Genomic DNA, 24975 nt, shown 5'->3' on the forward strand with positions numbered 1-24975 from the left:
AACACACCACCGGCGAACGCGAGACCAGCAACACCAAGAACGCTCTTACGGAAGATCGTGTTCATGGGGGAAAGCTCCATTCGGGGGTCGGCGCACGCCCGACGGGGGTCAGGGCCGCGCGCAAGCACCGTCAGGCGCCCAAGAAAGCAAAAAAGGGGAAAGTCTTCATCCGGGTCGACCGCGGGGCCGGGGGGCCTGCTCGCGGCGCCGGGACCATGTGTAACGACCACCGGCCGGCCATCATTCCGGGCCAGACCATCCCGCAGAGAAATCCCGCCGGGGGCGAGGCTGCTACCTCGGCCGTCGAGGATGTGTAACGCCCCCACCCCCGCCACGATTCCGCCGCCGGGATGCCGCCGGTCACACCCCCAAACCGGACACCGGCCCCACGGTCGCAGCCGGGATGACCGGGGCCGGCACGGCAAGATCCGCGCAACTTCAGGGAAACAGGCCCCTCCGAACGCGTTCAGGCACCACCTTCGGGGAAACTGCGCGGATCTTGGGGAGGCAGGCGCGAGTTGCGGGAAACGGCCCGCACCGGCCGCGCGAAGCGCCCCGGCCGCACGGCCGGCACGGACCGCGCGCAGGTCAGGGGTGTGGCCCGCCATGACCAGCGCAGGGATCAAGCCTGACCGCCCGGAGCCGGACACGGCGGGCCACACCCCACCACCCAACCACCCAAGGCCGCAACACGGACGGCCCAAAGCCAGCCACCCCCGAAGCACACCGCAAGACGGAACAAAAGCCTAAAATCGGACCCAGAGCCTAAGGAGGGTCAGCCGTGACCAGAGCGATGGAGATGCCCCGGGTCCAGGAGTGTGCCGTCAGGTCCTGCGCCTACAACCACACCAACGACTGCCACGCCTTTGCCATCACGATCGGCAGCAGCGACCACGCGCACTGCCACACCTTCATCGAGGCGCCGGTACGCGGCGGCATCGAGCAGATCAACGCCCAGGTCGGGGCGTGCCAGCGCGCCGACTGCCAGCACAACTCCGACCTGGAGTGCCACGCTCCGGCGATCACCGTCGGCCCGCGGACGGACCTGGCGGACTGCCAGACGTACGTGAGCCGCTGACGCCCTCGGGCCCGGCGGGTGCGGGCCCGAGGCGCGTCACGACAGGCCGTTGGCTTCGCGGATGACGGTGACCAGCTCGTCGATGATGCCGGTGAGGGCGAAGTCCTTCGGGGTGAACACCCGGGCGACACCGGCCGCCCGCAGCGTGTCCGCGTCTGAGGCGGGGATGATGCCGCCGACCACCACCGGCAGGTCACTCCGCCCGGCCGCCCGCAGCCCGTCGAGCACCGCCGGCACCGCGGCGAGGTGCGAGCCGGAGAGCACGGAGAGCCCGACCAGGTCGACGTCCTCCTCGACGGCGGCGGCCACGATCTGCCCGGCGGTGAGCCGGATCCCCTGGTAGACCACCTCGAAGCCGGCGTCGCGGGCGCGTACCGCGATCTGCTCGGCGCCGTTGGAGTGCCCGTCGAGGCCGGGCTTGCCCACCAGCAGGCGCAGCCGGCCGCTGCCCAGCTCGCGTGCGGTGGCGGCGACCCGCTCCCGGACCGCGGTGAGCGTCGCGTCGCCGCCGACCCCGGCCGCGCCGGAGAGGCCGGTGGGGGCGCGGTACTCGCCGAAGACCTGGCGCAGCGCGCCGGCCCACTCGCCGGTGGTAACCCCGGCGCGCACGCACTCCAGCGTCGCGGTCATCAGGTTGGTGGTGGTCGCGGCGTCCGCCCGGAGCCGGGCCAGCGCCGCGTCGACGGCCGCGGCGTCCCGTCCGGCCCGCCATTCGCGTACGGAGGCCGTGGCGGCCGCCTCGACCGCGGGGTCGACCTGCTCGACGGCCTCCGCGCCTGCGGCGGTAAGCGGGGACGGCTCGGTCTCGGTGAACCGGTTGACGCCGACCACCACGTCGGTGCCGGCCTCCATCCGGCGGCGCCGCTCGGCGAGCGAGGCGACCAGGGCGCTCTTGAGGTAGCCGGTCTCCACGGCGGCCACCACGCCGCCCATCTCCAGCACCTTCTCCAGCTCGACCCGGGCTCCGGTGACGATGTCGTCGACCAGCGCGGTCATCACGTGCGAGCCTTCGAAGAGGTCCGGGTACTCCAGCAGGTCCGACTCGTACGCCAGCACCTGCTGCATGCGCAGGGACCACTGCTGGTCCCACGGGCGGGGCAGGCCGAGCGCCTCGTTCCAGGCGGGGAGCTGCACGGCGCGGGCCCGGGCGTCGCGGGAGAGGGTGACGCCGAGCATCTCCAGGACGATGCGCTGGATGTTGTTCTCCGGCTGGGCCTCGGTGAGGCCGAGCGAGTTGACCTGGACGCCGTACCGGAAGCGGCGCTGCTTGGGGTTCTCCACGCCGTAGCGCTCACGGGTGATCTCGTCCCAGAGGGCGCCGAACGCGCGCATCTTGGCGATCTCCTCGACGAAGCGCACCCCGGCGTTGACGAAGAAGGAGATCCGCTGGACGACGTCGCCCATCCGGTCGGCGGGCACCTGCCCGGAGTCCCGTACGGCGTCGAGCACGGCGACGGCGGTGGCGAGGGCGAAGCCGACCTCCTGCACCGGCGTCGCGCCGGCCTCCTGCAGGTGGTACGAGCAGATGTTCACCGGGTTCCAGCGGGGCATCTCGCGCAGGGTGTACGCAATGACGTCGGCGGTGAGCCGCAGCGACGCCGCCGGCGGGAAGATGTGCGTCCCCCGGGACAGGTACTCCTTGATGATGTCGTTCTGGGTGGTCCCGGCGCAGCGGGACAGCTCGGCACCCTGTTCCAGGCCGATGGTGCCGTAGAGGGCGAGCAGCCACATCGCCGGGGCGTTGATCGTCATGGAGGTGTTCATCTCGGCGAGCGGGATGCCGTCGAAGAGGGCCCGCATGTCGCCGAGGTGCGCCACCGGCACCCCGACCCGGCCGACCTCGCCGGCGGCCAGTTCGTGGTCCGGGTCGTACCCGGTCTGGGTCGGCAGGTCGAAGGCGACCGACAGACCGGTCTGCCCCTTCGCCAGGTTGCGGCGGAAGAGCGCGTTGGTGGCCGCGGCGGAGGAGTGCCCGGCGTAGGTGCGCATCACCCAGGGCCGATCGCGCTCCGGCAGCCGGCCAGGGAGTGCCTTCTCATCCATGGCCGGAGTCTAAGTTACCGTTCAGTAAAACGGGCTGTGGAAAACCACACAGGTCCATGTCGCGGACGCCCGGTCGCAGAGCGCCCGGCATGGTCCGGATCGCCACACCCCGGGCACCCCGCGCTGGCGACCAGGTCGCACACTTGACGTCATGGATGACGAGCTCGCGATCTCTGTACGGGGACTGCGCAAGGCGTACGGCGACAACGTCGCGGTGGCGGGCGTGGACCTCGACGTCCACCGGGGCGAGGTGTTCGCCCTACTCGGCCCGAACGGCGCCGGCAAGACCACCACGGTGGAGATCCTGGAGGGCTACCGGCAGCGCGACGCCGGCGAGGTACGCGTGCTCGGCAGCGACCCGGCCCACCCCGACCCGCACTGGCGCTCCCGGGTCGGCATCGTGCTCCAAGGCACTGGCGAGTTCGACCAGCTGACCGTGGGCGAGGTGGTCCGGCACTTCTCCGGCTTCTACCCCGACGCCGACGACCCGGACAAGGTCATCGAACGGGTTGGGCTGGCCGACAAGGCGAAGGCGCGTACGCACACCCTCTCCGGCGGGCAGAAGCGCCGCCTCGACGTGGCGCTCGGCATCATCGGCCGCCCCGAACTGCTCTTCCTCGACGAGCCGACCACCGGCTTCGACCCGGAGGCGCGGCGCGAGTTCTGGGAGCTGATCCGGGACCTGGTGGCCGCCGGCACCACCATCGTGCTGACCACGCACTACCTGGACGAGGCCGAGGCGCTCGCAGACCGGGTCGGCGTGATCGCCGGCGGCCGGCTGGTCGAGGTGGCCCCGCCCAACCGGCTCGGCAACCGGCAGGAGGCGCTGGCCACGGTTTCCTGGCGTACCCCGGACGGGGCGCGGGAGAGCGCGGAGAGCGCGACGCCGACGGCGCTGGTGGCGGAGCTGGCCGCGCGCTACGGCGGCGAGGTCCCCGGACTCACGGTGACCCGGCCGACCCTGGAAGACGTCTACCTGAAGATGATCGGACACTCATGACGACCACGTTGAAGCCAGCGGCGGCGACCGCCGCGACCCCGGTTCGGCGGCTCGGGCCGGGCGCCCTCGTCCTGCGGCAGGGACGGTTGGAGATCACCCAGTTCCTGCGCAGCCGGGAATCCGTCGTCTTCACCATCGGCTTCCCGGTGATCATGGTCCTGGTCTTCGCCTCGATCTTCGGCAACGAGATCGCGCCCGGGGTGCGCTACACCCAGTACTTCATCACCGGCATGATCGCGACCGGCCTGATGATGGTGAGCTTCCAGAACCTCGGCATCTGGATCCCCATCGAGCGGGACCGAGGGGTGCTCAAGCGGTACCGCGGCACGCCCATGCCCAAGTGGGTCTACTTCGCGGGCAAGGTGATCATGGTGGTGGCGATCGGGATCGCCGAGACCGCCCTGCTGCTGGCCGTCTCGGTCGCGCTCTTCGACCTGCAACTGCCGTCCACCGCCGGCAGGTGGCTCACCTTCGGCTGGGTCTCGCTGCTCGGCGTCACCGCCTGCACGCTCTGCGGCATCGCCATCTCATCCCTGGCCCGGACCGCGCGCAGCGGCTCGGCCGTGGTAACCCCGGTCGCGCTGGTGCTCCAGTTCATCTCCGGGGTCTTCATCCTCTTCACCGAGCTGCCGAGCTGGATGCAGCAGGTGGCGGCCCTCTTCCCGCTCAAGTGGATGTGCCAGGGGCTGCGTGCGGTCTTCCTGCCGGAGAGCTTCGGCGCCCAGGAGCCCGGCGGCTCGTTCGAGCTTGGCCGGGTCGCCCTCGTGCTCGGCCTCTGGTGCGTGATCGGCCTGATGCTCTGCCTGGCCACCTTCCGCTGGACCACCAAGCGCGACGGCTGACCGCCGCGCAGGGCCGTCCGGCGGGCCGGCGGCTGTCACACTCACCGGCATGGCTCACCCACTGACCCGGCGCCGGCTGCTGCTGGCCGGCTCCGGCGCGGCCGCCGTGGCCGTGGTCGGCGGTCTCACCGCCCGGGAGCTGTCCCGCCCCCGCCTCGGACCAGCGCCGACCCAGCCGGACGCCCCGGTGGGCGACGAGCGCCTGATCCGGATCAGGTCCGCCGCCCGCGGCCGGGAGGTGGGCTTCTGGACCGCCGTCCCGGAAGGGTACGGCGACGGCCGCGGCCTGCCCGTCTGCCTGGTCCTGCACGGCGCCTCCGCCACCGCCGAGGACTTCCCGGGCTTCGGCTTCGCCCGCTTCCTCACCGACGCGGTACGCCGTGCGCGCCCTGGCTCGGGCGCTGCCCGAGCCGCCGGTCCGCGCCGAGCGGGCCGACGGCCGGCACAACTTCGCCTACTGGAGCACCGTCATCCCGGACGCGTTCGCCCTCCTGGGTGCCGCCCTCACGCCGCCCCGCGCAGCATGACGCCCCCGGCACACGACCGGGGGTGTCGCGCTGCGGCTCAGTACGTGTAGAAGCCCCTGCCGGTCTTGCGACCCAGGTCGCCGGCGGTGACCATGCGCTGGAGCAGCTCCGGCGGGAAGAACTTCTCGTCCGCGGTGTCGGTGTAGATGTTCTTCGAGGCGTGCAGCAGCACGTCCACGCCGGTCAGGTCGGTGGTGGCCAGCGGGCCCATGGCGTGGCCGAAGCCGAGCCGGCAGGCGGTGTCCAGGTCCTCGGCCGAGACCACACCCGACTCGACCAGCTTGACCGCCTCGACGACCAGCGCGGCGATCAGCCGGGTGGTGACGAACCCGGCGATGTCCCGGTTGACCACCACGACCGTCTTGCCGATCTCCTCGGCGAACGCCTTCGCCGTCGCCAGCGTCTCATCGCTGGTCTTGTAACCGCGGACCAGCTCGCAGAGCTTCATCATCGGCACCGGCGAGAAGAAGTGGGTGCCGACGACCGCCTCCGGGCGCTCGGTCACCGCAGCGATCTGGGTGACCGGGATGGCCGAGGTGTTGGTGGCCAGCACGGCATCCGCCTTGCAGATCTTGTCCAGCGCGCGGAACACCTCGTGCTTGATATCCAGCCGCTCGAAGACCGCCTCGACCACGATGTCCGCGTCGGCAACCGCCTCCAGGTCGGTGGTCGGGGTGATCCGGCCCAGCGCCGCCTCAACGTCGGACGCCTCGATCTTCCCCTTCTCGGCGAACTTCTCCAGCGACTTCCGGATGCCGTCGACGCCCCGCTTAGTGGCCGCGTCGTCCAGGTCCCGCAGCGTCACCTGCCAGCCCGCCTGCGCCGCCACCTGGGCGATACCCGAGCCCATCAGCCCGGCACCGACGACCGCGAGTCGACCCGCCATCTGCTTCTCCCTCGCCTGATTGAGTGTCTGCCAGCACCCTAGTCGGCGAGCCTGAACGACCGCTAAGCCGTCTCCCGGTCAGATCTCCAGGGCCGGCTCCTCCGGTACGGTGCCGCGCTCCACCGCCACCCCGAGCGCCCGCAGGTCGGCGACGAAGTCCGGATAGCCCCGGTCCACGTGGTGCACGTGGGAGACCTCGGTGACCCCGTCGGCGCAGAGCCCGGCGATGATCAGCCCGGCGCCGGCCCGGATGTCCGTCGCGCGTACCGGGGCGCCGGAGAGGCGGTCCCGGCCGCGTACCACCGCGTGGTGGCCGTCGGTCTTGATGTCCGCGCCCAGCCGCATCATCTCGTTGGCGAACATGAACCGGCCGTCGAAGATGTTCTCGGTGATCAGGGACGCGCCATCGCTCACCGCGGCCAGCCCGATCGCCATCGGCAGCAGGTCTGTGGCGAAACCCGGGAACGGCAGGGTCACCACGTCCACCGCCGTCGGGCGGTCGTCCATGCGTACCCGGAAGGCCTCGCCGCGGGTCTCCACCAGGCCGCCCGCCGAGATGAGCTTGTCGAGCGCGACCTCGAGGAACGCCGGGTCGATGCCGGTCACCGTGACGTCGCCGCGGGTCATCGCGGCGGCGAACGCCCAGGTCCCGGCGACGATCCGGTCCCCCACCGTGGCGTGCCGGACCGGACGCAGCTCCGGCACCCCGACGATGTGCAGGGTGGAGGTGCCGGCTCCCTCGATCCGCGCCCCCATCCCGTTGAGCATGGTGCAGATGTCCACGATCTCCGGCTCCCGGGCGGCGTTGTCGATCACCGTGGTGCCCCGGGCCAGCACGGCCGCCATCACGAGGTTCTCGGTCGCGCCGACGCTGGGGAAGTCCAGCACGATGTCCGCGCCGTGCAGCCCGTCCGGCGCGGCGGCGATGACGAAGCCGTGCTCGCCGGAGATGTCCGCGCCCATCCGGGTGAGGCCGGCGATGTGCATGTCCAGGCCGCGGGAGCCGATCGCGTCGCCGCCGGGGTGGGCCACCCGCACGTACCCTCGGCGGGCCAGCAGTGGGCCGAGCACGCAGATCGACGCGCGCAGCCGCCGGACCAGGTCGTAGTCGGCCTCGGCGCCGGGCTGTTCCGGTACGTCGATGACGACCGACCGGGACCGCTCCACCCCACCCCGGGCCACCATCGGGTCGACCGGATCGTCGGCGGCGAACCGGACGCCGCAGCCGAGCCGGCGCAACACCTCACCCATGATCGCGATGTCGGTGATCCGGGGCACGTTCGTGATCACGCTCCGGCCGGGGGCGAGCAGCGCGGCGGCCATCAGTTTCAGCGCCGAGTTCTTCGCCCCGACCACGTGCACGGTGCCGGCCAGCCGCGCCTCACCGTGCACCCGGATGACGTCGACGTCGTTGAGCGCCGCGTCGCCGGCGTCGCCCGGACCCACCCCGGCGGGCCACCCGATCGCGCCCGGCCGCGCCGGGATGGTCAGGTCCGGTATCCGTAGGCTGTGCGTCATGGCCGTCCACCTCACGCGCATCTACACCAAGGCCGGCGACGCCGGCATGACCAGGCTGAGCAACAACGAGCAGGTGCCGAAGACCGATCCACGGATCGCCGCGTACGCGGATGTCGACGAGTGCAACGCGGCGATCGGCGTCGCACTCGCGCTCGGGCAGCTCGACGACGAGCTGCGGGCGGTGCTGGGGTCCATCCAGAACGACATGTTCGACGTCGGCGCCGACCTGGCCACCCCGGTCGAGCAGAACCCGGCGTACCCGCCGCTGCGGGTCACCGAGGAGTACGTGGAGCGCCTCGAGGGCTGGTGCGACGAGTACAACGCACGCCTGAGCAAGCTTGACTCCTTCATCCTCCCCGGCGGCACCCCTGGCGCGGCGCTGCTGCACGTGGCACGGACGATCGCCCGGCGCGCCGAGCGTGCGGCGTGGGCCCTGGTCGCGCACGACCCCGATCGGACCAGCTCCCTTCCGGCAAAGTATCTCAACCGGCTCTCCGATCTGCTCTTTATCCTGGCAAGAACGGCAAATCCGGAGGGAGATGTGCTATGGGTGCCGGGCGGGAAGCGCTGACCGTCGGCGCCCTGCACCACGTCGAAGTCTGGGTGCCGGACCTCGACGCCGCTCGGCGCAGCTGGGGCTGGCTCCTGGGCGAGCTGGGCTGGACGCCGTTCCAGGACTGGCCGGCCGGGCGGTCCTGGCGGCTCGGCGCCACCTATTTGGTGCTGGAGGAGCCCCCGGCGCTCTCCGGGCGGGTGCACGACCGGCTCGCGCCGGGGCTCAACCACCTGGCCTTCCACGCCGGCCCGCCGGCCGCCGTGGACCGGCTGGTCGCCGCCGCGGCGGAGCACGGCTGGACCCTGCTCTTCCCCGACCGGCACCCGCACGCCGGCGGCCCGCAGACGTACGCCGCGTACCTCGCCGACGGACAGGGCTACGAGGTGGAACTGGTCGCGTCGACCGACTAGACGCCGCTGGCCGGCACCCCGTCAGGGATACCGGCCAGCGGTCGTTTCACGTTTTGAGTTGTCAGTTGTTCCAGTGCTGGGCGACCAGGTCAGCGGCCTGCTGCTCCCACTGGGCGTAGGCGTCCGGGTAGGCCGACACCTGCACCGTCTGCGCGGCCTCGGTCAGGGGCATGTCCTGCCACCCGTCGACCTGCTTCAGACCCTTCTGGAAGGCCATGGTCGAGTACTCGGGGTCGGTGATCTGCTCCGGGGTACCCCAACCCGAGGAGGGGCGCTGCTGGAACAGGCCCAGCGAGTCGTGGTCGTTGCGGTCACCCAGGTGACCCAGGTTCTCCAGCTTCGACTCCTGCAGGCTGGTGCCGATGGAGATGACCGCGGCCCGCTCGTTCAGGCCCGACTTCTTGGTGGCGGCGATGATCGCCTTCGCATTGCCAACCTGCTCGTCGTTCAGGGTGATCTTCGACTGCGCGCCCTGCACACCATGCGGCATCAGCTTGGCGGTGTCCACGCCCGGCTTGTCGGCCTGCACGGCCACGGCGGCGGGCTTGGCGTCGACCGGGGTGGCGGCGTGGGCGGTCATCGGACCGGCGAACACACCACCGGCGAAGGCGAGACCAGCAACACCAAGAACGCTCTTACGGAAGATCGTGTTCATGGGGGAAAGCTCCATTCGGGGGTTGGCGCACAACGCCGAAAGGGGGGTCGGCACGTGCGCAAGCACCGTCAGGCGCTCAAAGGGGGGAAAGTCTTGGGGATCCGGCGCGCGGGGCGGGGCCTCTTCGCGGCGCCGGGACCATGTGTAACGACCGGCGGGCCACCATCATTCCGGGCGCGCACCCCGCCTCGCGGGGGGTCTCCCTCGGCCGTTCACCGGTGTTCAACGACTCGCGCCCGCCCACGATTCCGGCCCCCGGATGCCGCCGGTCACACCCACAAACCGGACATATGGCCCGGGCCAGACGACGCCACCCACACCCCCGCCTCGTCGCAACACCATGGACGTCATCGGAGCCAGGAGACCTCCAGGACGTTCCACTCGCCGCACTGAACGGGGGACGGCAAACGGACAATCGCCCCAGAACGCGCCAGCGGCTGCCCCGGGCCGGGCCAGCCGGGCGAGATGCACTCCAGGGTGGCGACGGCCCCGCCTCCGGGCTTCGTGAACCGGGCGGGCGGACGTACGGCGGACGCCGACACGCACGTCATGACGGGAGGGGAGCAGCGGATGGCCGAGGGATCGCCGGGCCGGTGACGCGCGGCCGGGCGACGCGGGACCACGGCCCGGGTGACCCCGGGACCACGACCGGGTCGGGGCCCCGCCGCGACCGGAGCAGTGATCGGGCCTGACCGGAGCCGGGCACGGCGGTCGCCGCCTGACAAGGCGGCTACCGACGGCGCAAGCGACCGGAGGTGGAGCGGATCAGGCGGCGGGCCAGTCCTGGGACGCCAGACGCGGCGAGACCGCCCCCGGAGGGGCGGCCTCGAGCCAGGACAGGAAACCGGTGACGGTGGAGCGGGCCATGGCGATCTCCACCGGCGCGTGGTGACTGGTACAGCGGAGGATCACCCAGTCGGCCGGCATGGAGAGCCGTTCTTGTCCCTCGGGCAGTCGCCGACGCTCCACGGCCAGCCCTTTACGGGAGAGCACCCGTTTGGGTCGCAGGGCGAAGCTGAACATCCGGTACCAGCGGAGTTCGTCGCCGACGAACCGGCCGAAGCCGGGCGACCAGCCGCGGCCGTCGAGGATCGTGGAGACCCGGACGCTGAGCCGGATGATGCCTCCGCTGCGCGTGAACAGGGCCCGCCGGATGAAGAGGATCAGAAGCGCGGCAAGCACCACCGCGATGCCGATTCCGATCCCTTCCACGATCTCCATCGGCGGGTCGGCTCAGCGCGCCGGAGTGGCGGGGGTGGCGCTCTCGGCGAGGACCGTGACGCCCTCACCGGTCACCGAAAGGAAACCGCCAGCGACGTCGTACGCGAGCTGCTCGCCACCGACCTGCTTGATGCGTACCTGGCTGGGCTCGGCGAGCTGGCCGAGCAGGGGCGCGTGCCCCGGCAGCACACCCAGCTCACCCTCGGTCGTCCGGGCGACGACCATCTCGGCCTCGCCGGACCAGACCTTCTCCTCGACGGCTACGAGCTCGACGTGAAGCTGCTGTGCCACGCTGTCTCCTTGCTGCGGCGGCGGATTGCCGAAAGTCTAGTCGCGGCCCCGAGGGGCACCCAACGCGGGTGGCGAGAGCTGCGACACGCGTCGTCCGCGCCCACCGATCACGCCAGCGTGCCCGGCCGGCGCCGGGGCCCGCTGGCGGTCAGGTTAGCTGTTCTTTTGCTTGAATTCCGGGTGCTCCAGCATGAACGCGTCCACCTGCTCGTTGCGCAGGGCGGCGAAGAAGTCCTGCGCCGGCGGCAGCAGCTTCTCCCCCTTGTACGCCGAGCCGGTGCCGATGGGCGCCCCCGGCAGCTTGATCGTCTCGATCGACGACGACCGGATGTTCTTCAGGGCCAGCGCGAAGTCGACCACGCTGTTGCCCCGGCCGTTGAAGATCAGCGACTGGCCCGCGGCCCGGATCACCTTGTCGAGCTTGATCGGGTTGGTCACCACGTCCGCGCTGAACGCCTGGTCGACCATCGCCTTGATGAACTGCTGCTGGTGCCGCTGCCGGCCGTAGTCGGCGTCCGGCACGCCGTTCTTCGGGTAGCGCTGCCGGACGTAGTCCAGCGCCTGCCAGCCGTTGAGGTGCGCGTTGCCCTTCTTGTACTCCGCCTGCGGGCCCAGGTATCCCCCGCCGCCCGGCCTGAGCTCCCGCATGGTGCCGTCCGGCTTGCGGTGCTCGGAGCGCACATCCCGCTCGATGTACATGTCGACGCCGCCCATCGCGTCGACGATCTTCTTGAACCCGGTGAAGTTGATGATCGCGCCAGCGTCGAAGCGTTCGATTCCGGTCACCTGCTGCACGGTCTTGGCGAGCAGTTCGAAACCGCGCGCGGCGTCCGGGTTCTGCCCGGGCACGAAGCTGCCGTGCGACATGGCGGCGTTCAGCTTGTCGGTGCGGCCCGCGAAGTTCGCCTTGGGGAACTCCGGGATCTCCACCCGCAGGTCCCGTGGGAGCGAGAAGAGGTAGCCACGGTCCATCCCGGCTGGCACGTGCAGGATCATGATCGAGTCGGCCAGCGGCCGCATCGACGCATTACGGGGGTCGATGCCGACCAGGAGGATGTTCAACGGTCCCTTGATGGTGCTCTTGCGCTCCTGCGCGCCGGCCGCCTGGTCGCCGAAGAGGTCGCCCTTGCCGACCGCGCCCTCGTACCGGTGGAGCAGAGTCTCGTAGCCGACCAGCACGGCGCCGCTGAGCGTCATGAGCACGACCCCGAAGATGGTGCACAACCGGGCCCACCGCGGCACGCCACGCCAGAGGGACCGCTTGCCGCCGTCCGCGCCGGCCTTACCCACGAGCATCTCCATTCGTCACGCCCACAACAGGTAGACGGGCGCAGGCGACCGATTCGTTGCAAAGATCAACGCTCGGGTCGGTGAGCGTCGTGCCACGAACGGTACCCCCGGCGTGACAGAACCGCCTGTCCGAGAACCGGACACCTGCTGGGAGCGGGCCCCAAATGGGCGGAGGCCACCCCGGCATCCGCCGGGGTGGCCTCCGTGGGTGTGATCGAGGTCTTAGCCCTCCATCAGCTCCTTGGCCTTGCGCTCCAGGTCCTCCAGACCGCCGCACATGAAGAAGGCCTGCTCAGGGAAGTGGTCGTACTCGCCCTCGCTGATCTTCTTGAACGCCTCGATGGTCTCGGAGATCGGAACCGTCGAGCCCGGCACGCCGGTGAACTGCTCGGCGGCGTAGGTGTTCTGCGACAGGAAGCGCTCGATCCGCCGGGCGCGCTGCACGGTGATCTTGTCTTCCTCGGAGAGCTCCTCGATACCGAGGATGGCGATGATGTCCTGCAGGTCCTTGTAGCGCTGCAGGATCCGCTTCACCTCGGTGGCGACCTGGAAGTGCTCCTGGCCGACGAACTCCGGGGCGAGGATCCGGGACGAGGACGCCAGCGGGTCCACGGCCGGGTAGATGCCCTTGTCGGAGATCGACCGCTCCAGGTTGGTGGTCGCGTCCAGGTGGGCGAACGTGGTGGCCGGCGCCGGGTCGGTGTAGTCGTCGGCGGGCACGTAGATCGCCTGCATCGAGGTGATGGCCTGGCCCCGGACGGAGGTGATCCGCTCCTGGAGCTCGCCCATCTCGTCTGCCAGGGTCGGCTGGTAACCCACGGCGCTCGGCATGCGGCCGAGCAGCGTGGAGACCTCTGAACCGGCCTGGGTGAAGCGGAAGATGTTGTCGATGAAGAGCAGCACCTCCTGCTTCTTCACGTCACGGAAGTACTCCGCCATGGTCAGCGCGGACAGCGCGACCCGCAGCCGGGTGCCCGGCGGCTCGTCCATCTGGCCGTAGACCAGCGCGGTCTTGTCGATGACGCCGGACTCGGTCATCTCGGCGATGAGGTCGTTGCCCTCACGGGTCCGCTCACCCACGCCGGCGAAGACCGAGGTACCACCGAAGTTCCGGGCCACCCGGGTGATCATCTCCTGGATGAGCACCGTCTTGCCCACGCCGGCGCCGCCGAACAGGCCGATCTTGCCGCCCTTGACGTACGGGGCGAGCAGGTCGATGACCTTGATGCCGGTTTCCAGCATCTCGGTCTTCGGCTCCAGGTCCGCGAAGGCCGGGGCCTTGCGGTGGATGCCCCACCGGTCGTCGGCCTGGATGGTCTCACCCTCGGTCAGGTTGAGGCACTCGCCGATGGCGTTGAACACGTGGCCCTTGACCGCGTCGCCCACCGGCACGCTGATCGGCGCACCGGTGTCCTCCACCTCGGAGCCACGAACCAGGCCGTCGGTGGGCTGCATCGAGATGGCCCGGACCAGGTTGTCACCCAGGTGCTGGGCGACCTCCAGGGTCAGGGTCTTCGTTCCGCCGGAGAGCGTCACGTCCACGTGCAGGGCGTTGAACAGTTCCGGCATGGCGTCGCGCGGGAACTCGGCGTCGACGACCGGGCCGATGACCCGGACCACGCGACCGGTGGCCGTCTTGGTCTCTACTGGGGCAGTCATCACACTTCACTTCCCGACGCGGCCAGCGCGTTCGCGCCGCCGACGATCTCACTGATCTCCTGGGTGATACTGGCTTGGCGGGCCGAGTTCATCTCACGCGTGTATTTCTCGATCATCTCTTCGGCGTTGTCGGTGGCGCTCTTCATCGCCCGCCGCCGGGCGGCCGATTCGCTGGCCGCCGACTCGATCAACGCCGCGTAGATCCGGGTGTTGATGTACTTCGGCAGCAGCGCGTCGAGCAGCGCCTCCGCCTCCGGCTCGAACTCGTACGCCGGCAGCAGGCCCTCGGACCGCGGCCGGTCCTCGACCTGCATCGGGCCGATGATCTTCGCAACCGCGGTCTGAGTCATCAGGGACTTGAACTCGGTGTGGACGATGTGCAGCTCGTCGACCCCGAGGATCCCGTCCGCCCCGGCCTTGCCCTCCACGTCGTCCGCGCCGGCCGAGAACGCCTTGATCAGCGTCTCGCCCACCTCGCGGGCGTCGGCGAAGGACGGCTGCTCGGAGAAGCCCGTCCAGCTGGCCGCGATCTCCCGGTTGCGGAACCGGTAGAACGTGACGCCCTTACGCCCGATGACGTAGAGGACCGGTTCCTTCCCGTCGGCCTTGAGCCGGGCGATCAGCGACTCCGCCGTCTTGATGGCGTTGGTGCTGTAGCCGCCGGCCAGGCCCCGGTCGCTGGTGACCAGCAGGACGCCCGCCCGCCGCACCCGCTCGCGTGGGGTAAGCAGCGGGTGGTCGATCCGCGCGTTGGACGCCAGCGCCGTGAGCACCCCGGTGATGGCCTGCGCGTACGGCAGGGACGCCTCCACCCGGGCCTGGGCCTTGGCGATCCGGCTCGTCGCCACGAGCTCCATCGCCTTGGTGATCTTCTTCATCGACTTCGCCGAGCGGATCCGTTGACGAAGAACGCGAACCTGGGCGGCCATGATCAGCTCTCAGCCGGGCGGTCGGTCGTGCCCTCACGGAAGCGGGTCACCGTCTCGCGGTTCTCCTCGCCCTCGAGCGGCTTGGCCGGCGCCTCGTTGATCCGCTGCTCGTCCTCCTTGCCCAGGAACATCTGCTTGAACTCGGCGATGGCCCGGTCCAGGGTACCGATGATCTCGTCATCCCACTTGTTGTCGGCGATCGCCGCGAGGGTGCCCTCGTGCTTGTGCCGCAGGTACTGGAGGAACTCCGACTCGAAGCGCCGGACCTCGCCGACCGGGATGTCGTCCAGCTTGCCCTCGGTGCCGGCCCAGACCGAGACGACCTGGTCCTGCACCGGGTACGGCGAGTAGTTCGGCTGCTTGAGCAGCTCGACCAGGCGGGCACCGCGGTCCAGCTGGGCGCGGGAGGCCTTGTCCAGGTCGGAGGCGAAGGCGGCGAAGGCCTCCAGCTCGCGGTACTGGGCCAGGTTGAGCCGGAGCGAACCGGCGACCTTCTTCATCGGCTTCACCTGCGCGGCGCCACCGACCCGCGAGACCGAGGTGCCGACGTTGATGGCCGGCCGCACGCCCTGGTTGAACAGGTCGGTCTCGAGGAAGATCTGGCCGTCGGTGATCGAGATGACGTTGGTCGGGATGAACGCCGAGATGTCGTTGCCCTTGGTCTCGATCAGCGGCAGGCCGGTCATCGAACCGCCGCCCATCTCGTCGGAGAGCTTCGCGCACCGCTCCAGCAGCCGGGAGTGCAGGTAGAAGACGTCACCCGGGTAGGCCTCGCGGCCCGGCGGGCGACGCAGCAGCAGCGACACGGCCCGGTACGCCTCGGCCTGCTTGGTCAGGTCGTCGAAGACGATCAGGACGTGCTTGCCGCCGTACATCCAGTGCTGCCCGATGGACGAGCCGGTGTACGGGGCGAGGTACTTGAAGCCGGCCGGGTCGGAGGCCGGGGAGGCGACGATGGTGGTGTACTCCATCGCGCCCGCCTCCTCCAGCAGGCCCTTGATCGAGGCGATCGTGGAGGCCTTCTGGCCGATGGCGACGTAGATGCAGCGGACCTGCTTCTGCGGGTCGCCGGAGCGCCAGTTCTCGCGCTGGTTGAGGATCGTGTCCAGGGCGACCGTGGTCTTACCGGTCTTCCGGTCACCGATGATCAGCTGGCGCTGGCCGCGGCCGATCGGCGTCATGGCGTCGACCGCCTTGATGCCGGTCTGCATCGGCTCGAAGACCGACTGGCGGGCCATCACGTTCGGGGCCTGGAGCTCCAGCTCGCGGTAGCCCTCGTCCGCGATGTCACCGAGGCCGTCGATCGGCTGGCCGAGCGAGTTGACCACGCGGCCGAGGAAGGCGTCGCCGACCGGCACGGAGAGCACGCGGCCGGTGCGCTTGACGCGCTGCCCCTCCTCGATACCGCCGTAGTCACCGAGGACGACGACACCGATCTCCCGGACGTCGAGGTTCAGCGCCACGCCGAGCGTGCCGTCTTCGAACTCCAGGAGCTCGTTGGTCATGGTCGAGGGGAGACCCTCGACGTGGGCGATGCCGTCGCCGGCGTCGGCGACGGTGCCGACCTCCTCACGGGAGACGTCGGCCGTGTAGGAGGAGACGTAGCGCTCCAGGGCGCCGCGGATCTCCTCCGTCGAGATGGTCAGCTCGGCCATCCTCTGCTTCCTTAAGTATCAGGGGCCCGGGATACCTAGTACCGACCGGTCCGATGGCGTCGAATCAGGGCTGCGGAAGCGCTGGTCAGCTCTTCGCGAGCGCGTTGCGGGTCTCGTTGAGGCGGCGCAGGACGGTGCCGTCGTACAGGTCGGAGCCGACCCGCACGCTCACCCCACCGAGCACCTCGGGGTTGACCGTCTGCTTGACGGAAACCTCTCGACCGTACATCTCGGAGAGGCGGGCACCCAGGCGTCGCTCCTCCTCGTCACTCAGCGGGGCCGCCACGGTCACGTACGCGACCTGCCGGTCCCGCCGCTCGGCGGCCAGCTCGACCAGCCGGGTGAGCGCGCCGATGAAGGAGCGTCCCCCGAACCCGCCGAGCGCCACCTCGACGAGGCGGACGGTGACCGGACGGGCCTTGCCGGCGAGCAGCTCGCGGGCCAGGCCGGCCCGCTGCTCAGCCGGAGCGATCGGGTCGGAGAGCGCGTTGGAGAGCGCCGACTGACCCGAGACGACCTGGCCGAAGCGGAACAGCTCGTCCTCGACCTCACCGAGGTCACCGGACTTGTCGGCGCTCGCGAGGAGCGCCTCCACGCCCAGCCGCTCGGTGCCCTCGAGCAGCTCCGAGGGTGCCGACCACCGGCCGGAGGCCAGCGAGGCGAGCAGGTCGAGCGCGTCCGCGCCGATCCGGCCCCGCAGCATCTCGCCGAGCAGGCCGGCGCGGTCCGCGCCGGACCGGGCCGGGTCGGACAGCGCCCGGCGCAGCCGCGGCTCGCGCCGCAACAGGGTGGCGACGGAGAGGATGTCGTCGGCGGTGGAGGCCACCGCCGACGGCTCCGCGCCGCGGACGTACGCGTCGAGGCGCTCGGCCGCGATCTTGTACGACTCCCGGCTGGCGGCCTGCATCAGCGGGCCCCCGTGCTCTCGAGACCGCTCAGGAACCGGTCGACGGTGCCCTTGCGACGCGCCTCGTCGGCGAGCGACTCACCGACGATCCGGCTGGCCAGGTCCACCGCGATGGTGCCGACCTCGGTGCGCAGCTCGCGCACGATGGTGGCCCGCTCGGCGGCGAGCTGGTCCTTGCCGGCCGCGATGATCCGGTCGGACTCCTCGCGCGCCTTGGCGAGGATGTCCTGCCGGATGCCCTCGGCGTCGGCCCGGGCGTCGTCGCGGATCTTGGCGGCGTCGGTACGCGCCTCGGCGAGCTGCGCCCGGTACTGCTCGAGCAGCTTGTTGGCCTCGGCCTGGGCGGCCTCGGCGCGCTTGATGCCGCCCTCGATCGCGTCGACCCGGGCCTGGAACGTCTGCTCCATGCGGGGGAAGACGAACTTCATCAGCACGAAGCAGAGCACGATGAAGGCGATGCCACCGACCACGATCTCCTGCCAGATCGGCAGGATCGGGTTGTGGGCTACCTCACCACCCTCTGCGGCGAGCAGGTACATGGATGACCTCCCGGTCGAGGGGCGGGTTCTACTTGGCCCAGATGAAGCCGAAGGCGATGCCGAACAGCGCGAGCGCCTCGATGACGGCGAAGCCGATCCAGACGTACGGCAGGGTCATCCGGGACGACTCCGGCTGCCGGGCGGTCGACTGGATGTAGGCCGAGAAGACCAGGCCGACGCCGATGCCAGGGCCGATGGCGGCGAGGCCGTAGCCGATGGCGGCGGTGCTGCCATTTACCGCGGCGAGAACGTCCATTAGTGGTTCCTCCTGGTTATCACGCGTGACGGTCACGCGGGACGACAACGGTTGGTGCGGTGGATCAGTGCTCTTCGGCGAGCGCGCCCTGGATGTAGCTGGCGCTCAGCACGGTGAAGACGTAGGCCTGCAGGACGATGACCAGCGCCTCGAGGAGGGTCAGCGCCACGGTCATCAGCCAGGAGACCAGGGAGACCGGCGCGAGCAGGCTGTTGGCGCTGAGCATCGCGAAGCCGCCGAGCGTGAAGACCAGCAGGAGCATGTGGCCGGCGAACATGTTCGCGAAGAGACGGACGGCGAGCGAGAACGGCCGGATGATGAAGGTCGAGAACGCCTCGATCGGGATCAGCAGCGGCAGGATGTACCAGGGCGCCGGCGGGATCAGCGCGTGCTTGAAGTACTTCTTAAATCCGTGGTGCCGGATGCCGATGTAGTTGAACAGCACGTAGCTGATCAGGGCGAGGAACGCCGGGAACGCGATGTGCGAGTTCGGTGAGACCTGGAAGAACGGCAGGATGGCGAAGAGGTTCGTCATCAGCACAAAGCAGAAGAGCGTGGTGAAGTACGGCGCGAACCGCACTCCCGCGTGCCCGATCATGTCTACCGCGATGTTGTTCCGGACGAAGCCGTAGACCGACTCGGCGAACCACTGCTTCTTGGTCGGCACCAGCTGCGGGTTCCGGTAGCTGAGCAGGAAGAACAGGATCAGGACGCCGACCGCCAGCCAGACCATGAACGTGATCTTGGTGAACCAGTAGGAGTCGTGCGCACCCCAGGGCAGGATGCTGGGCAGGTAGAAGTCCTCCACGCTGGGTGGGAATTCCGCCTGGCCCTGAGCCAGGACGTTCGCCTGTCCGAACACCGCGTCCCTTCCTAAGTAGGCGTGCCGAGCTTACGGATGACCAGGACGACGCCCCCGGCCATGCCGAGCACGATGCCGATCCCCGTGGCGACACCACCGGTGTGCAACCACCGGTCGACCAGCCAGCCGATGAAGCCCCACACGAGCATGCCCGCGATCAGGTAGCTGAGCGCGGTCCAGCCCTGGCCGGCACCGGACGGAACGTCGCCCGGGCCGCCAGTGCTGGGGGGTTTCTGGTCACCGGCCATGACGGGGCGAACGATATCAGTCGAGTGGACGAGGCTGTGCCTCACCCCCCGCACAACCTGGTTGTGTGGGACACGGGTGGGCGAAGTCGTCTGGAGGCACGCTACTCCCCTTGCGCCACTGAGAGAATGACCGATCGCGGACACATCGGCGTGCCGCCCGAAACGTGGGACAGGTCAGTTGTGGACGCGGCGCGCATGCACCGTGGTCAGCCACCAGACGTGCACGCCGGTCCACACCGCGACGCCCACGGCAATGCCGAGGCAGAGCGGGATCAGACCCGCCCAGCCAGTCGACGCCACCCCGATCATCAGCGCGATCAGCAGGCTGAACTTGGCGACGTAGAGGCCGACCCCGAAGGGCAGCACGAGCTGCGGGTCGCGGGCGTCGGCCCAGGCCAGCACCACGGTGGTGAGCGTGTAGCTGACCGCGGTGACGGCCACCCCGACCGCCGCGCCAAGCGCCGCGTCGGCGCCACCGGTCACCCCGCCGACCACCGCGGCCAGCGCGCCCAGCACCGCCGTGGCGACCAGCAGCACCGGCAGGTGGCGCAGCCGCCAGCTGCGGTCCTCGGCCGCCTCCGCCGCGCGCGTCCCGGGCTCAGCCACGGGGGTACGCCGGGAAGGCGGTGACCAGCTCGGTCACGTCGGCGGCGATCCGGGTCAGCTCGTCGGCGCCCCCGGGGGCGGCCGGATCGGTGCGGACCGCCCGGGCGATCAGCGCCGCCACCCGCCGCATCTCCCCCTCGCGCATGCCCTGGGTGGTGACGCTCGGGGTGCCGACCCGGATACCGGAGGCGATCATCGGCTTCTCCGGGTCGTACGGGATCGCGTTCTTGTTCAGCGTGATGCCGGCCGCGTCGCAGCGGGCTTCCGCGTCGGCGCCGCTCACCCCCACCTCGCGCAGGTCGATCAGGGCCAGGTGGGTGTCGGTGCCGCCGGAGACCGGCCGCATCCCCTCGGCCTGCAGCCCGGTGGCGAGCGCCTGGGCGTTGCTGACCACCTGCGAGGCGTACGCCCGGAACTCGGGCTGGGCGGCCTCGCGCAGCGCAACGGCCTTGGCCGCGACGGCGTGCATCAGCGGGCCGCCCTGGGTGAACGGGAAGACCGCCTTGTCGATCCGGGCGGCCAGCGACTCCCGGCACAGGAGCATGCCGCCGCGCGGGCCGCGGAGCACCTTGTGGGTGGTGCAGGAGACGACGTCGGCGTACGGCACCGGGGACGGGATGCACCTTCCCGGCGACCAGCCCGATGAAGTGCGCGGCGTCCACCATCAGGTACGCGTCGACCTCGTCGGCGATCTCCCGGAACCGGGCGAAGTCGATCAGCCGCGGGTACGCCGTAGCGCCGCAGATGATCATCTTCGGCCGGTGGGCCAGGGCCAGGTCGCGAACCTCGTCGTAGTCGATCAGCTCGGTGTCCCGCCGCACGGTGTAGCCGACCGGGTGGAACCACTTGCCGGAGAAGTTCACCCGGCTGCCGTGGGTGAGGTGCCCGCCGTGCGGCAGGTCCATCGCCAGCACGGTGTCGCCCGGCTGCACCAGGGCGGCGTACGCGGCGAGGTTGGCGCTCGCGCCGGAGTGTGGTTGCAGGTTGGCGTGGTCGGCCCCGAAGAGCTCCTTCGCCCGGGCGAGGCCGATCTCCTCGGCCCGGTCCACCTCGGCGCAGCCACCGTAGTAGCGCCGCCCGGGGTAGCCCTCGGCGTACTTGTTGGTCAGCGTCGACCCGAGCGCGGCGAGCACCGCCGGGGAGGTCAGGTTCTCGCTGGCGATCAGCTGCAGGCCGCCGCGCAGCCGCTCCAGCTCACCGAGCACCACCCCGGCGATCTCCGGGTCGGTGGCACTGAGCTGCTGGAAGTCCGGCCCCCAGAAGGTGTTGCTCGCGTTCTCCACAGCGAACGAGTCTACGGAGCCGCAGACTGAAAGCCGTGAGATGCCTCGTCACCGGAGCCACGGGTTACATCGGTGGGCGGCTCGCGCCCCGGCTGCTGGCGGAGGGGCACACCGTCCGCTGTCTGGCCCGTAAGGCCGGCCGGCTGCGTGACGTGCCGTGGGCGTCCCAGGCCGAGATCGCCGAGGGCGACCTGCGGAAGCCGGAGACGCTGCCGGCCGCCTTCGACGGCGTCGAGGTGGCGTACTACCTGGTGCACTCGCTCGGCCAGGCCGGTTTCGAGGCGGCCGACCGGGAGGCGGCCACCGCTTTCGCCCAGGCGGCCCGCGCCGCCGGCGTACGCCGGATCGTCTACCTGGGTGGGCCGGAGCCGGCGGAGGATCGGGAGGTCCCGTCGCCGCACCTGCGGTCCCGGGCCGAGGTGGCGCGGATCCTGCTGGCCAGCGGGGTGCCCACGGCGGTGCTCCGGGCCGCGGTCATCATCGGCTCCGGATCGGCCTCGTTCGAGATGCTGCGTTACCTGACCGAGCGGCTGCCCGCGATGGTCACCCCGCGCTGGGTGCGCAACCGGATCCAGCCGATCGCGGTCCGCGACGTGCTGCGCTACCTGGTCGGCTGCGCGAGCCTGCCACCGGAGGTGAACCGGGCCTTCGACATCGCCGGACCGGACGTCCTCACCTTCGAGGACATGATGCAGCGGTACGCCCGGGTGGCCGGGCTGCGCCGCCGGATCGTCCTGCCGGTCCGGGCGCTCACCCCGTCGCTCTCCTCGCACTGGGTCGGCTGGGTCACCCCGGTGCCGAGCTCCATCGCCCGACCGCTGGTGGAGAGCCTGATCCACGAGGCGGTCGCCCACGAGCACGACATCGCCCGGTACGTGCCCGACCCGCCCGAGGGGCTGACCGGCTTCGACCAGGCGGTGGCGCTGGCGCTGGCCAAGGTCCGCGACGCGCAGGTGGAGACCCGCTGGTCGACCGCGAGCGGGCCGGACGCGCCGGCCGAGCCGCTGCCCAGCGACCCGAAGTGGTCCGGCGGCACGGTCTACACCGACGTCCGCGGCCGGACGGTGGACGCGCCGACGTCGGCGCTCTGGCGGGTCATCGAGGGCGTCGGCGGCGAGCACGGCTGGTACTCGTTCCCGCTCGCCTGGTCGGTGCGGGGCTGGCTGGACCGGCTGGTCGGCGGGGTGGGGCTGCGCCGCGGCCGGCGCGACCCGCACCGCCTCCAGGTCGGCGAGGCGCTGGACTTCTGGCGGGTCGAGGAGATCGTGCCCGGTGAGCTGCTCCGGCTGCGCGCGGAGATGCGGCTGCCCGGCCGCGCCTGGCTGGAGATGCGGGCCCAGCCGACCGACGGCGGTCGCAGCCGGTACGTCCAGCGGGCCGTCTTCCTCCCCCGCGGCCTCGCCGGCCACCTCTACTGGGGCGCGGTCGCCCCGTTCCACGCGATCGTCTTCGGCGGCATGGCGCGCAACATCGCCCGCGGCGCCGAGCAGGCCCCCGCCCGCGAGGCCTGCGCCGCCTGAGCCGGGCATCCCCGGTCAGTTGCCGCCGCGGGGACCGGTGACCTGGTAGGCGATCGAGTAGTTGGGCGGGACGAAGTCGCGCACCGGCTGGCCGCGCAGGGCGTAGGCGAGCACGTCACCCACCGCCGCGATCTGCCGCACCTGCACGCCACCGCCGACCGCGTCCCGTGGATCGTCCGGGTTCGCCGCGATGGTGGCCACCGCCAGCTGCGGGGTGAAGGCGACCACCGTCTCCGTGGCGTTCCGCTCGGAGCTGCCGGTCTTGCCGGCCAGCGGCCGGCGCAGCCGGGGCCGGAGCTCCTCGGCGGTACCGCCGTCGCAGCGCCGGTACATCGACTGGTCGCCGACCGGGCAGCGGGACGCGTCCGCCGCCGCCCGAGCCACGTCCGTGTCGAGCGCCTGCCGGCAGTTCGGCCTGCCGGCGGCCACCTCGTGCCCGGTGCTGTCGGTGATCGAGGCGACCGGTGAGGGCGCGCACCAGACCCCCTCCGCCGCCACCGTCGCGTACGCGTTGGCCAGGTCGAGCGGGGTGGTGGCCGACACGCCCAGCGTGAACGAGCCCCACTCCCGGGCGCTGTAGCGCGCCATGTCGGCGTCGTCCTTCGCCCGCAGGCCGATGCCGAGCCGCTGGGCCATCTCCACCACCCGGTCCGCGCCGACCTTCTGGGTCAGCCAGGCGAAGTACGTGTTCACCGAGCGCCCGTAGGCGCTCCACATGGTGCGGGGGCCGTTCATCCAGGCGGGGCTCGCGTTGGCCGGGCACCAGTAGCCGCCGCAGTTGGCCTGGCCGCCGTCGACGGTGTACTTGGTGATGATCCGCGACGGCGAGTTGTAGGTGGTGTTCAGCGGCAGCCCGGACTCCAGCGCGGCCAGCAGCGTGAAGAGCTTGAACGTCGAGCCGCCCTGGTAGCCGACGATGTCCCCACCGCCGGCGATCAGCTGGTTCACCGTGTTGGGGTAGTTCTCCTGGCCCGGCGGGTTGTCCGCGGTGCTGTAGTAGCGGTTCACCGCCATCGCCAGCACCCGGCCGGTGCCCGGCTCCACCACGGCGGTCGGCGCGGCGCGCCTGTTGCCCACGTCGTAGATCCGCAGCACCTGCTCGGTGGCCCGCTGCTGGATGTCGGGATCGAGCGACGAGACGATCGAGAAACCGCCGCGGCGCAGCAGCCGCTGCCGCTCGTCCCGCGACGCGCCGAAGGCCGACTGTTCGCCCCACCAGCGGGTGAACCAGTCGCAGAAGAAGCCCCAGTCGTTGTGCTCGTCGGGCACCGCCGTGCAGTCGTTCGGCGTCGCGCTGGGCCGCAGCTGGAGTTGTTCGGCCTTGGCCTGCGCGGCCTCCTCGGCGGACACCTGGCCGGTCTCCACCATCCGGTCCAACACGTACGCCCGGCGGGCCAGGGCCGCCTCGGCGTCGCCGTTGATCGGGTCGTCGGTGGTGGGCGAGCGGACCAGCCCGGCGAGCAGCGCCGCCTGGGCGAGCGTGAGGTTCGCCGGGCTCGTGGAGAAGTACCGCTTGCTGGCCGCCGCGATGCCGTACGCCCCGGCGCCGAAGTACGCGATGTTGAGGTAGCGGGTGAGGATCTGGTCCTTGTCCAGCTCCCGTTCCAGCTTCAGCGCGTACCGCATCTCGCGGATCTTGCGATCCACGCTGATCTCGGTGGCCCGGGCCCGCTCCTCCTCGGTCAGCCGGGGATCGCCGGCCAGCGCGTTGCGGACGTACTGCATGGTCAGCGTGGAGGCGCCCTGCCGGCTCCCGTCGTCCGTGATGGCCGTGAGGGCGCGGGCCACGCCGCGCACGTCCACTCCGTGGTGCTGGTAGAACCTGGCGTCCTCGGCGGCCACGATGGCCTGCCGCATCACCGGCGCCACCTCGCTCAGCGGCACGTCCACCCGGTCCTCGAGGTAGAACGAGGTGATCAGGGTGCGACCGTCGTTGGCGTAGAGGTTGGACCGCTGGGCGGGCTGCGACGTCACCAGCGCCTCCGGCAGCTTCGAGTAGGGCATCAGCCCCTTGAAGCCGAGTCCGAAGACCAGCGCGGCCGGCAGCGCGGCCGCCGCCAGGGCGAGCCCGGCGAGCGTGCCGGCGAGTAGGACGGTGAACAGCTTGTCGAGATGGGCCCGGTTCATCAGCTCTCCCCGCAGGAGCCGGCCGTACGGACCCGTTCAGGATGACCGGAAACGGGCGTTACCCCGT

The 24975-nt window shown here is 70.9% G+C and carries 25 protein-coding genes and 1 pseudogene; 8 read left to right on the top strand and 18 right to left on the bottom strand.

All coding sequences use genetic code 11. From position 1 onward, the window contains the following. Both DKL51_RS35790 and DKL51_RS18485 read left to right on the top strand, forming a co-directional pair. On the top strand, positions 1 to 317 hold a 317-nt coding region (locus tag DKL51_RS35790), incomplete at its 5' end, for a hypothetical protein (RefSeq protein ID WP_221623204.1). Positions 318 to 781: 464 nt separating this feature from the next. Next, positions 782 to 1078 carry a DUF1540 domain-containing protein gene (locus DKL51_RS18485; protein ID WP_109946892.1) on the top strand — a complete coding sequence of 99 codons (297 nt, stop codon included), beginning with the start codon at positions 782 to 784 and terminating at the stop codon, positions 1076 to 1078. 36 nt (positions 1079 to 1114) lie between these two features. Here the strand turns inward: DKL51_RS18485 and DKL51_RS18490 are convergent, their stop codons facing one another. Further along, positions 1115 to 3121, bottom strand: a complete 2007-nt coding sequence (locus tag DKL51_RS18490) for a protein meaA (protein ID WP_109946893.1) — start codon at positions 3119 to 3121, stop codon at positions 1115 to 1117. Between the two features lie 151 nt (positions 3122 to 3272). On the opposite strand from DKL51_RS18490, the gene DKL51_RS18495 reads away from it, so the two are divergent. From DKL51_RS18495 to DKL51_RS18505, 3 genes are read left to right on the top strand one after another with little or no spacing between them, the layout of a single operon-like run. Next, positions 3273 to 4121 (top strand): ABC transporter ATP-binding protein, encoded by an 849-nt coding sequence (locus tag DKL51_RS18495; RefSeq protein ID WP_109946894.1) that lies wholly within the window; start codon positions 3273 to 3275, stop codon positions 4119 to 4121. Further along, a complete protein-coding gene (locus DKL51_RS18500; protein WP_109946895.1) occupies positions 4118 to 4963 on the top strand; it encodes an ABC transporter permease in 846 nt (281 codons plus the stop codon). Before DKL51_RS18495 ends, DKL51_RS18500 begins: the two co-directional genes overlap by 4 nt. A 49-nt stretch (positions 4964 to 5012) precedes the next feature. After that, positions 5013 to 5540 (top strand): alpha/beta hydrolase, encoded by a 528-nt coding sequence (locus tag DKL51_RS18505; RefSeq protein WP_243422633.1) that lies wholly within the window; start codon positions 5013 to 5015, stop codon positions 5538 to 5540. On the opposite strand, the gene DKL51_RS18510 is transcribed toward DKL51_RS18505, so the two are convergent. After that, a complete protein-coding gene (locus tag DKL51_RS18510; RefSeq protein WP_109946896.1) occupies positions 5528 to 6376 on the bottom strand; it encodes a 3-hydroxyacyl-CoA dehydrogenase family protein in 849 nt (282 codons plus the stop codon). The two genes, DKL51_RS18505 and DKL51_RS18510, sit on opposite strands and share 13 nt — an antisense overlap. Positions 6377 to 6454: 78 nt before the next feature. Then, a complete protein-coding gene (gene murA, locus DKL51_RS18515; RefSeq protein ID WP_109946897.1) occupies positions 6455 to 7894 on the bottom strand; it encodes a UDP-N-acetylglucosamine 1-carboxyvinyltransferase in 1440 nt (479 codons plus the stop codon). Between murA and DKL51_RS18520 the strand changes: the two genes are divergently transcribed. Together DKL51_RS18520 and DKL51_RS18525 are read left to right on the top strand one after the other, a co-directional pair. Beyond that, entirely contained in the window at positions 7893 to 8465 is a 573-nt protein-coding gene (locus tag DKL51_RS18520; protein WP_109946898.1) for a cob(I)yrinic acid a,c-diamide adenosyltransferase, read from the top strand. The genes murA and DKL51_RS18520 overlap by 2 nt on opposite strands. After that, a complete protein-coding gene (locus DKL51_RS18525) occupies positions 8441 to 8860 on the top strand; it encodes a VOC family protein (protein WP_109946899.1) in 420 nt (139 codons plus the stop codon). The genes DKL51_RS18520 and DKL51_RS18525 overlap by 25 nt, the downstream gene beginning before the upstream one ends. Positions 8861 to 8921: 61 nt before the next feature. Here DKL51_RS18525 and DKL51_RS18530 read toward each other — a convergent pair whose 3' ends face one another. From DKL51_RS18530 to glyA, 14 genes and pseudogenes are all read right to left on the bottom strand, one after another. Beyond that, complete coding sequence (locus DKL51_RS18530; RefSeq protein ID WP_109946900.1) at positions 8922 to 9515, bottom strand: hypothetical protein; 594 nt, start codon at positions 9513 to 9515, stop codon at positions 8922 to 8924. Positions 9516 to 10280: 765 nt separating this feature from the next. Next, a complete protein-coding gene (locus DKL51_RS18535; protein WP_109946070.1) occupies positions 10281 to 10736 on the bottom strand; it encodes a DUF2550 domain-containing protein in 456 nt (151 codons plus the stop codon). A 12-nt stretch (positions 10737 to 10748) separates the two neighbouring features. Then, positions 10749 to 11027, bottom strand: a complete 279-nt coding sequence (locus tag DKL51_RS18540) for a F0F1 ATP synthase subunit epsilon (RefSeq protein ID WP_109946071.1) — start codon at positions 11025 to 11027, stop codon at positions 10749 to 10751. A gap of 153 nt (positions 11028 to 11180) precedes the next feature. Then, positions 11181 to 12323: an LCP family protein gene (locus tag DKL51_RS18545; protein ID WP_109946090.1), complete on the bottom strand. Its 1143-nt coding sequence runs from the start codon at positions 12321 to 12323 to the stop codon at positions 11181 to 11183. A 216-nt stretch (positions 12324 to 12539) separates the two neighbouring features. Continuing rightward, a complete protein-coding gene (atpD, locus tag DKL51_RS18550) occupies positions 12540 to 13976 on the bottom strand; it encodes a F0F1 ATP synthase subunit beta (RefSeq protein ID WP_109946072.1) in 1437 nt (478 codons plus the stop codon). Continuing rightward, the gene (locus tag DKL51_RS18555) at positions 13976 to 14905 is read right to left on the bottom strand and encodes a F0F1 ATP synthase subunit gamma (protein WP_109946073.1); all 930 of its coding nucleotides are present in this window, start codon (positions 14903 to 14905) and stop codon (positions 13976 to 13978) included. The genes atpD and DKL51_RS18555 overlap by 1 nt, the downstream gene beginning before the upstream one ends. A 2-nt stretch (positions 14906 to 14907) precedes the next feature. Next, positions 14908 to 16560 carry a F0F1 ATP synthase subunit alpha gene (atpA, locus tag DKL51_RS18560; protein ID WP_109946074.1) on the bottom strand — a complete coding sequence of 551 codons (1653 nt, stop codon included), beginning with the start codon at positions 16558 to 16560 and terminating at the stop codon, positions 14908 to 14910. Between the two features lie 85 nt (positions 16561 to 16645). Continuing rightward, complete coding sequence (locus DKL51_RS18565) at positions 16646 to 17467, bottom strand: F0F1 ATP synthase subunit delta (RefSeq protein WP_109946075.1); 822 nt, start codon at positions 17465 to 17467, stop codon at positions 16646 to 16648. Next, positions 17467 to 18006, bottom strand: a complete 540-nt coding sequence (locus DKL51_RS18570; RefSeq protein WP_109946076.1) for a F0F1 ATP synthase subunit B — start codon at positions 18004 to 18006, stop codon at positions 17467 to 17469. Before DKL51_RS18570 ends, DKL51_RS18565 begins: the two co-directional genes overlap by 1 nt. Before the next feature lie 28 nt (positions 18007 to 18034). Next, positions 18035 to 18262, bottom strand: a complete 228-nt coding sequence (locus tag DKL51_RS18575) for an ATP synthase F0 subunit C (RefSeq protein ID WP_109946077.1) — start codon at positions 18260 to 18262, stop codon at positions 18035 to 18037. Positions 18263 to 18326: 64 nt separating this feature from the next. Then, positions 18327 to 19124 carry a F0F1 ATP synthase subunit A gene (atpB, locus tag DKL51_RS18580; protein ID WP_109946078.1) on the bottom strand — a complete coding sequence of 266 codons (798 nt, stop codon included), beginning with the start codon at positions 19122 to 19124 and terminating at the stop codon, positions 18327 to 18329. 11 nt (positions 19125 to 19135) lie between these two features. Continuing rightward, on the bottom strand, positions 19136 to 19372 hold the full coding sequence (locus tag DKL51_RS18585) for an AtpZ/AtpI family protein (protein ID WP_109946079.1): 237 nt from the start codon (positions 19370 to 19372) through the stop codon (positions 19136 to 19138). A 174-nt stretch (positions 19373 to 19546) separates the two neighbouring features. After that, positions 19547 to 19978 (bottom strand): hypothetical protein, encoded by a 432-nt coding sequence (locus DKL51_RS18590; protein WP_109946080.1) that lies wholly within the window; start codon positions 19976 to 19978, stop codon positions 19547 to 19549. Next, positions 19971 to 21261, bottom strand: a pseudogene (glyA, locus tag DKL51_RS18595) (serine hydroxymethyltransferase). Before glyA ends, DKL51_RS18590 begins: the two are co-directional and overlap by 8 nt. 35 nt (positions 21262 to 21296) lie before the next feature. On the opposite strand from glyA, the gene DKL51_RS18600 reads away from it, so the two are divergent. Then, positions 21297 to 22781, top strand: a complete 1485-nt coding sequence (locus tag DKL51_RS18600) for an SDR family oxidoreductase (protein ID WP_109946082.1) — start codon at positions 21297 to 21299, stop codon at positions 22779 to 22781. 15 nt (positions 22782 to 22796) lie between these two features. On the opposite strand, the gene DKL51_RS18605 is transcribed toward DKL51_RS18600, so the two are convergent. Continuing rightward, entirely contained in the window at positions 22797 to 24908 is a 2112-nt protein-coding gene (locus DKL51_RS18605; protein ID WP_109946083.1) for a transglycosylase domain-containing protein, read from the bottom strand. Positions 24909 to 24975 lie beyond the last annotated feature (67 nt).

Origin of the sequence: Micromonospora globispora, from assembly GCF_003857015.1 — a bacterium.
Lineage (GTDB): Bacteria > Actinomycetota > Actinomycetes > Mycobacteriales > Micromonosporaceae > Micromonospora > Micromonospora globispora.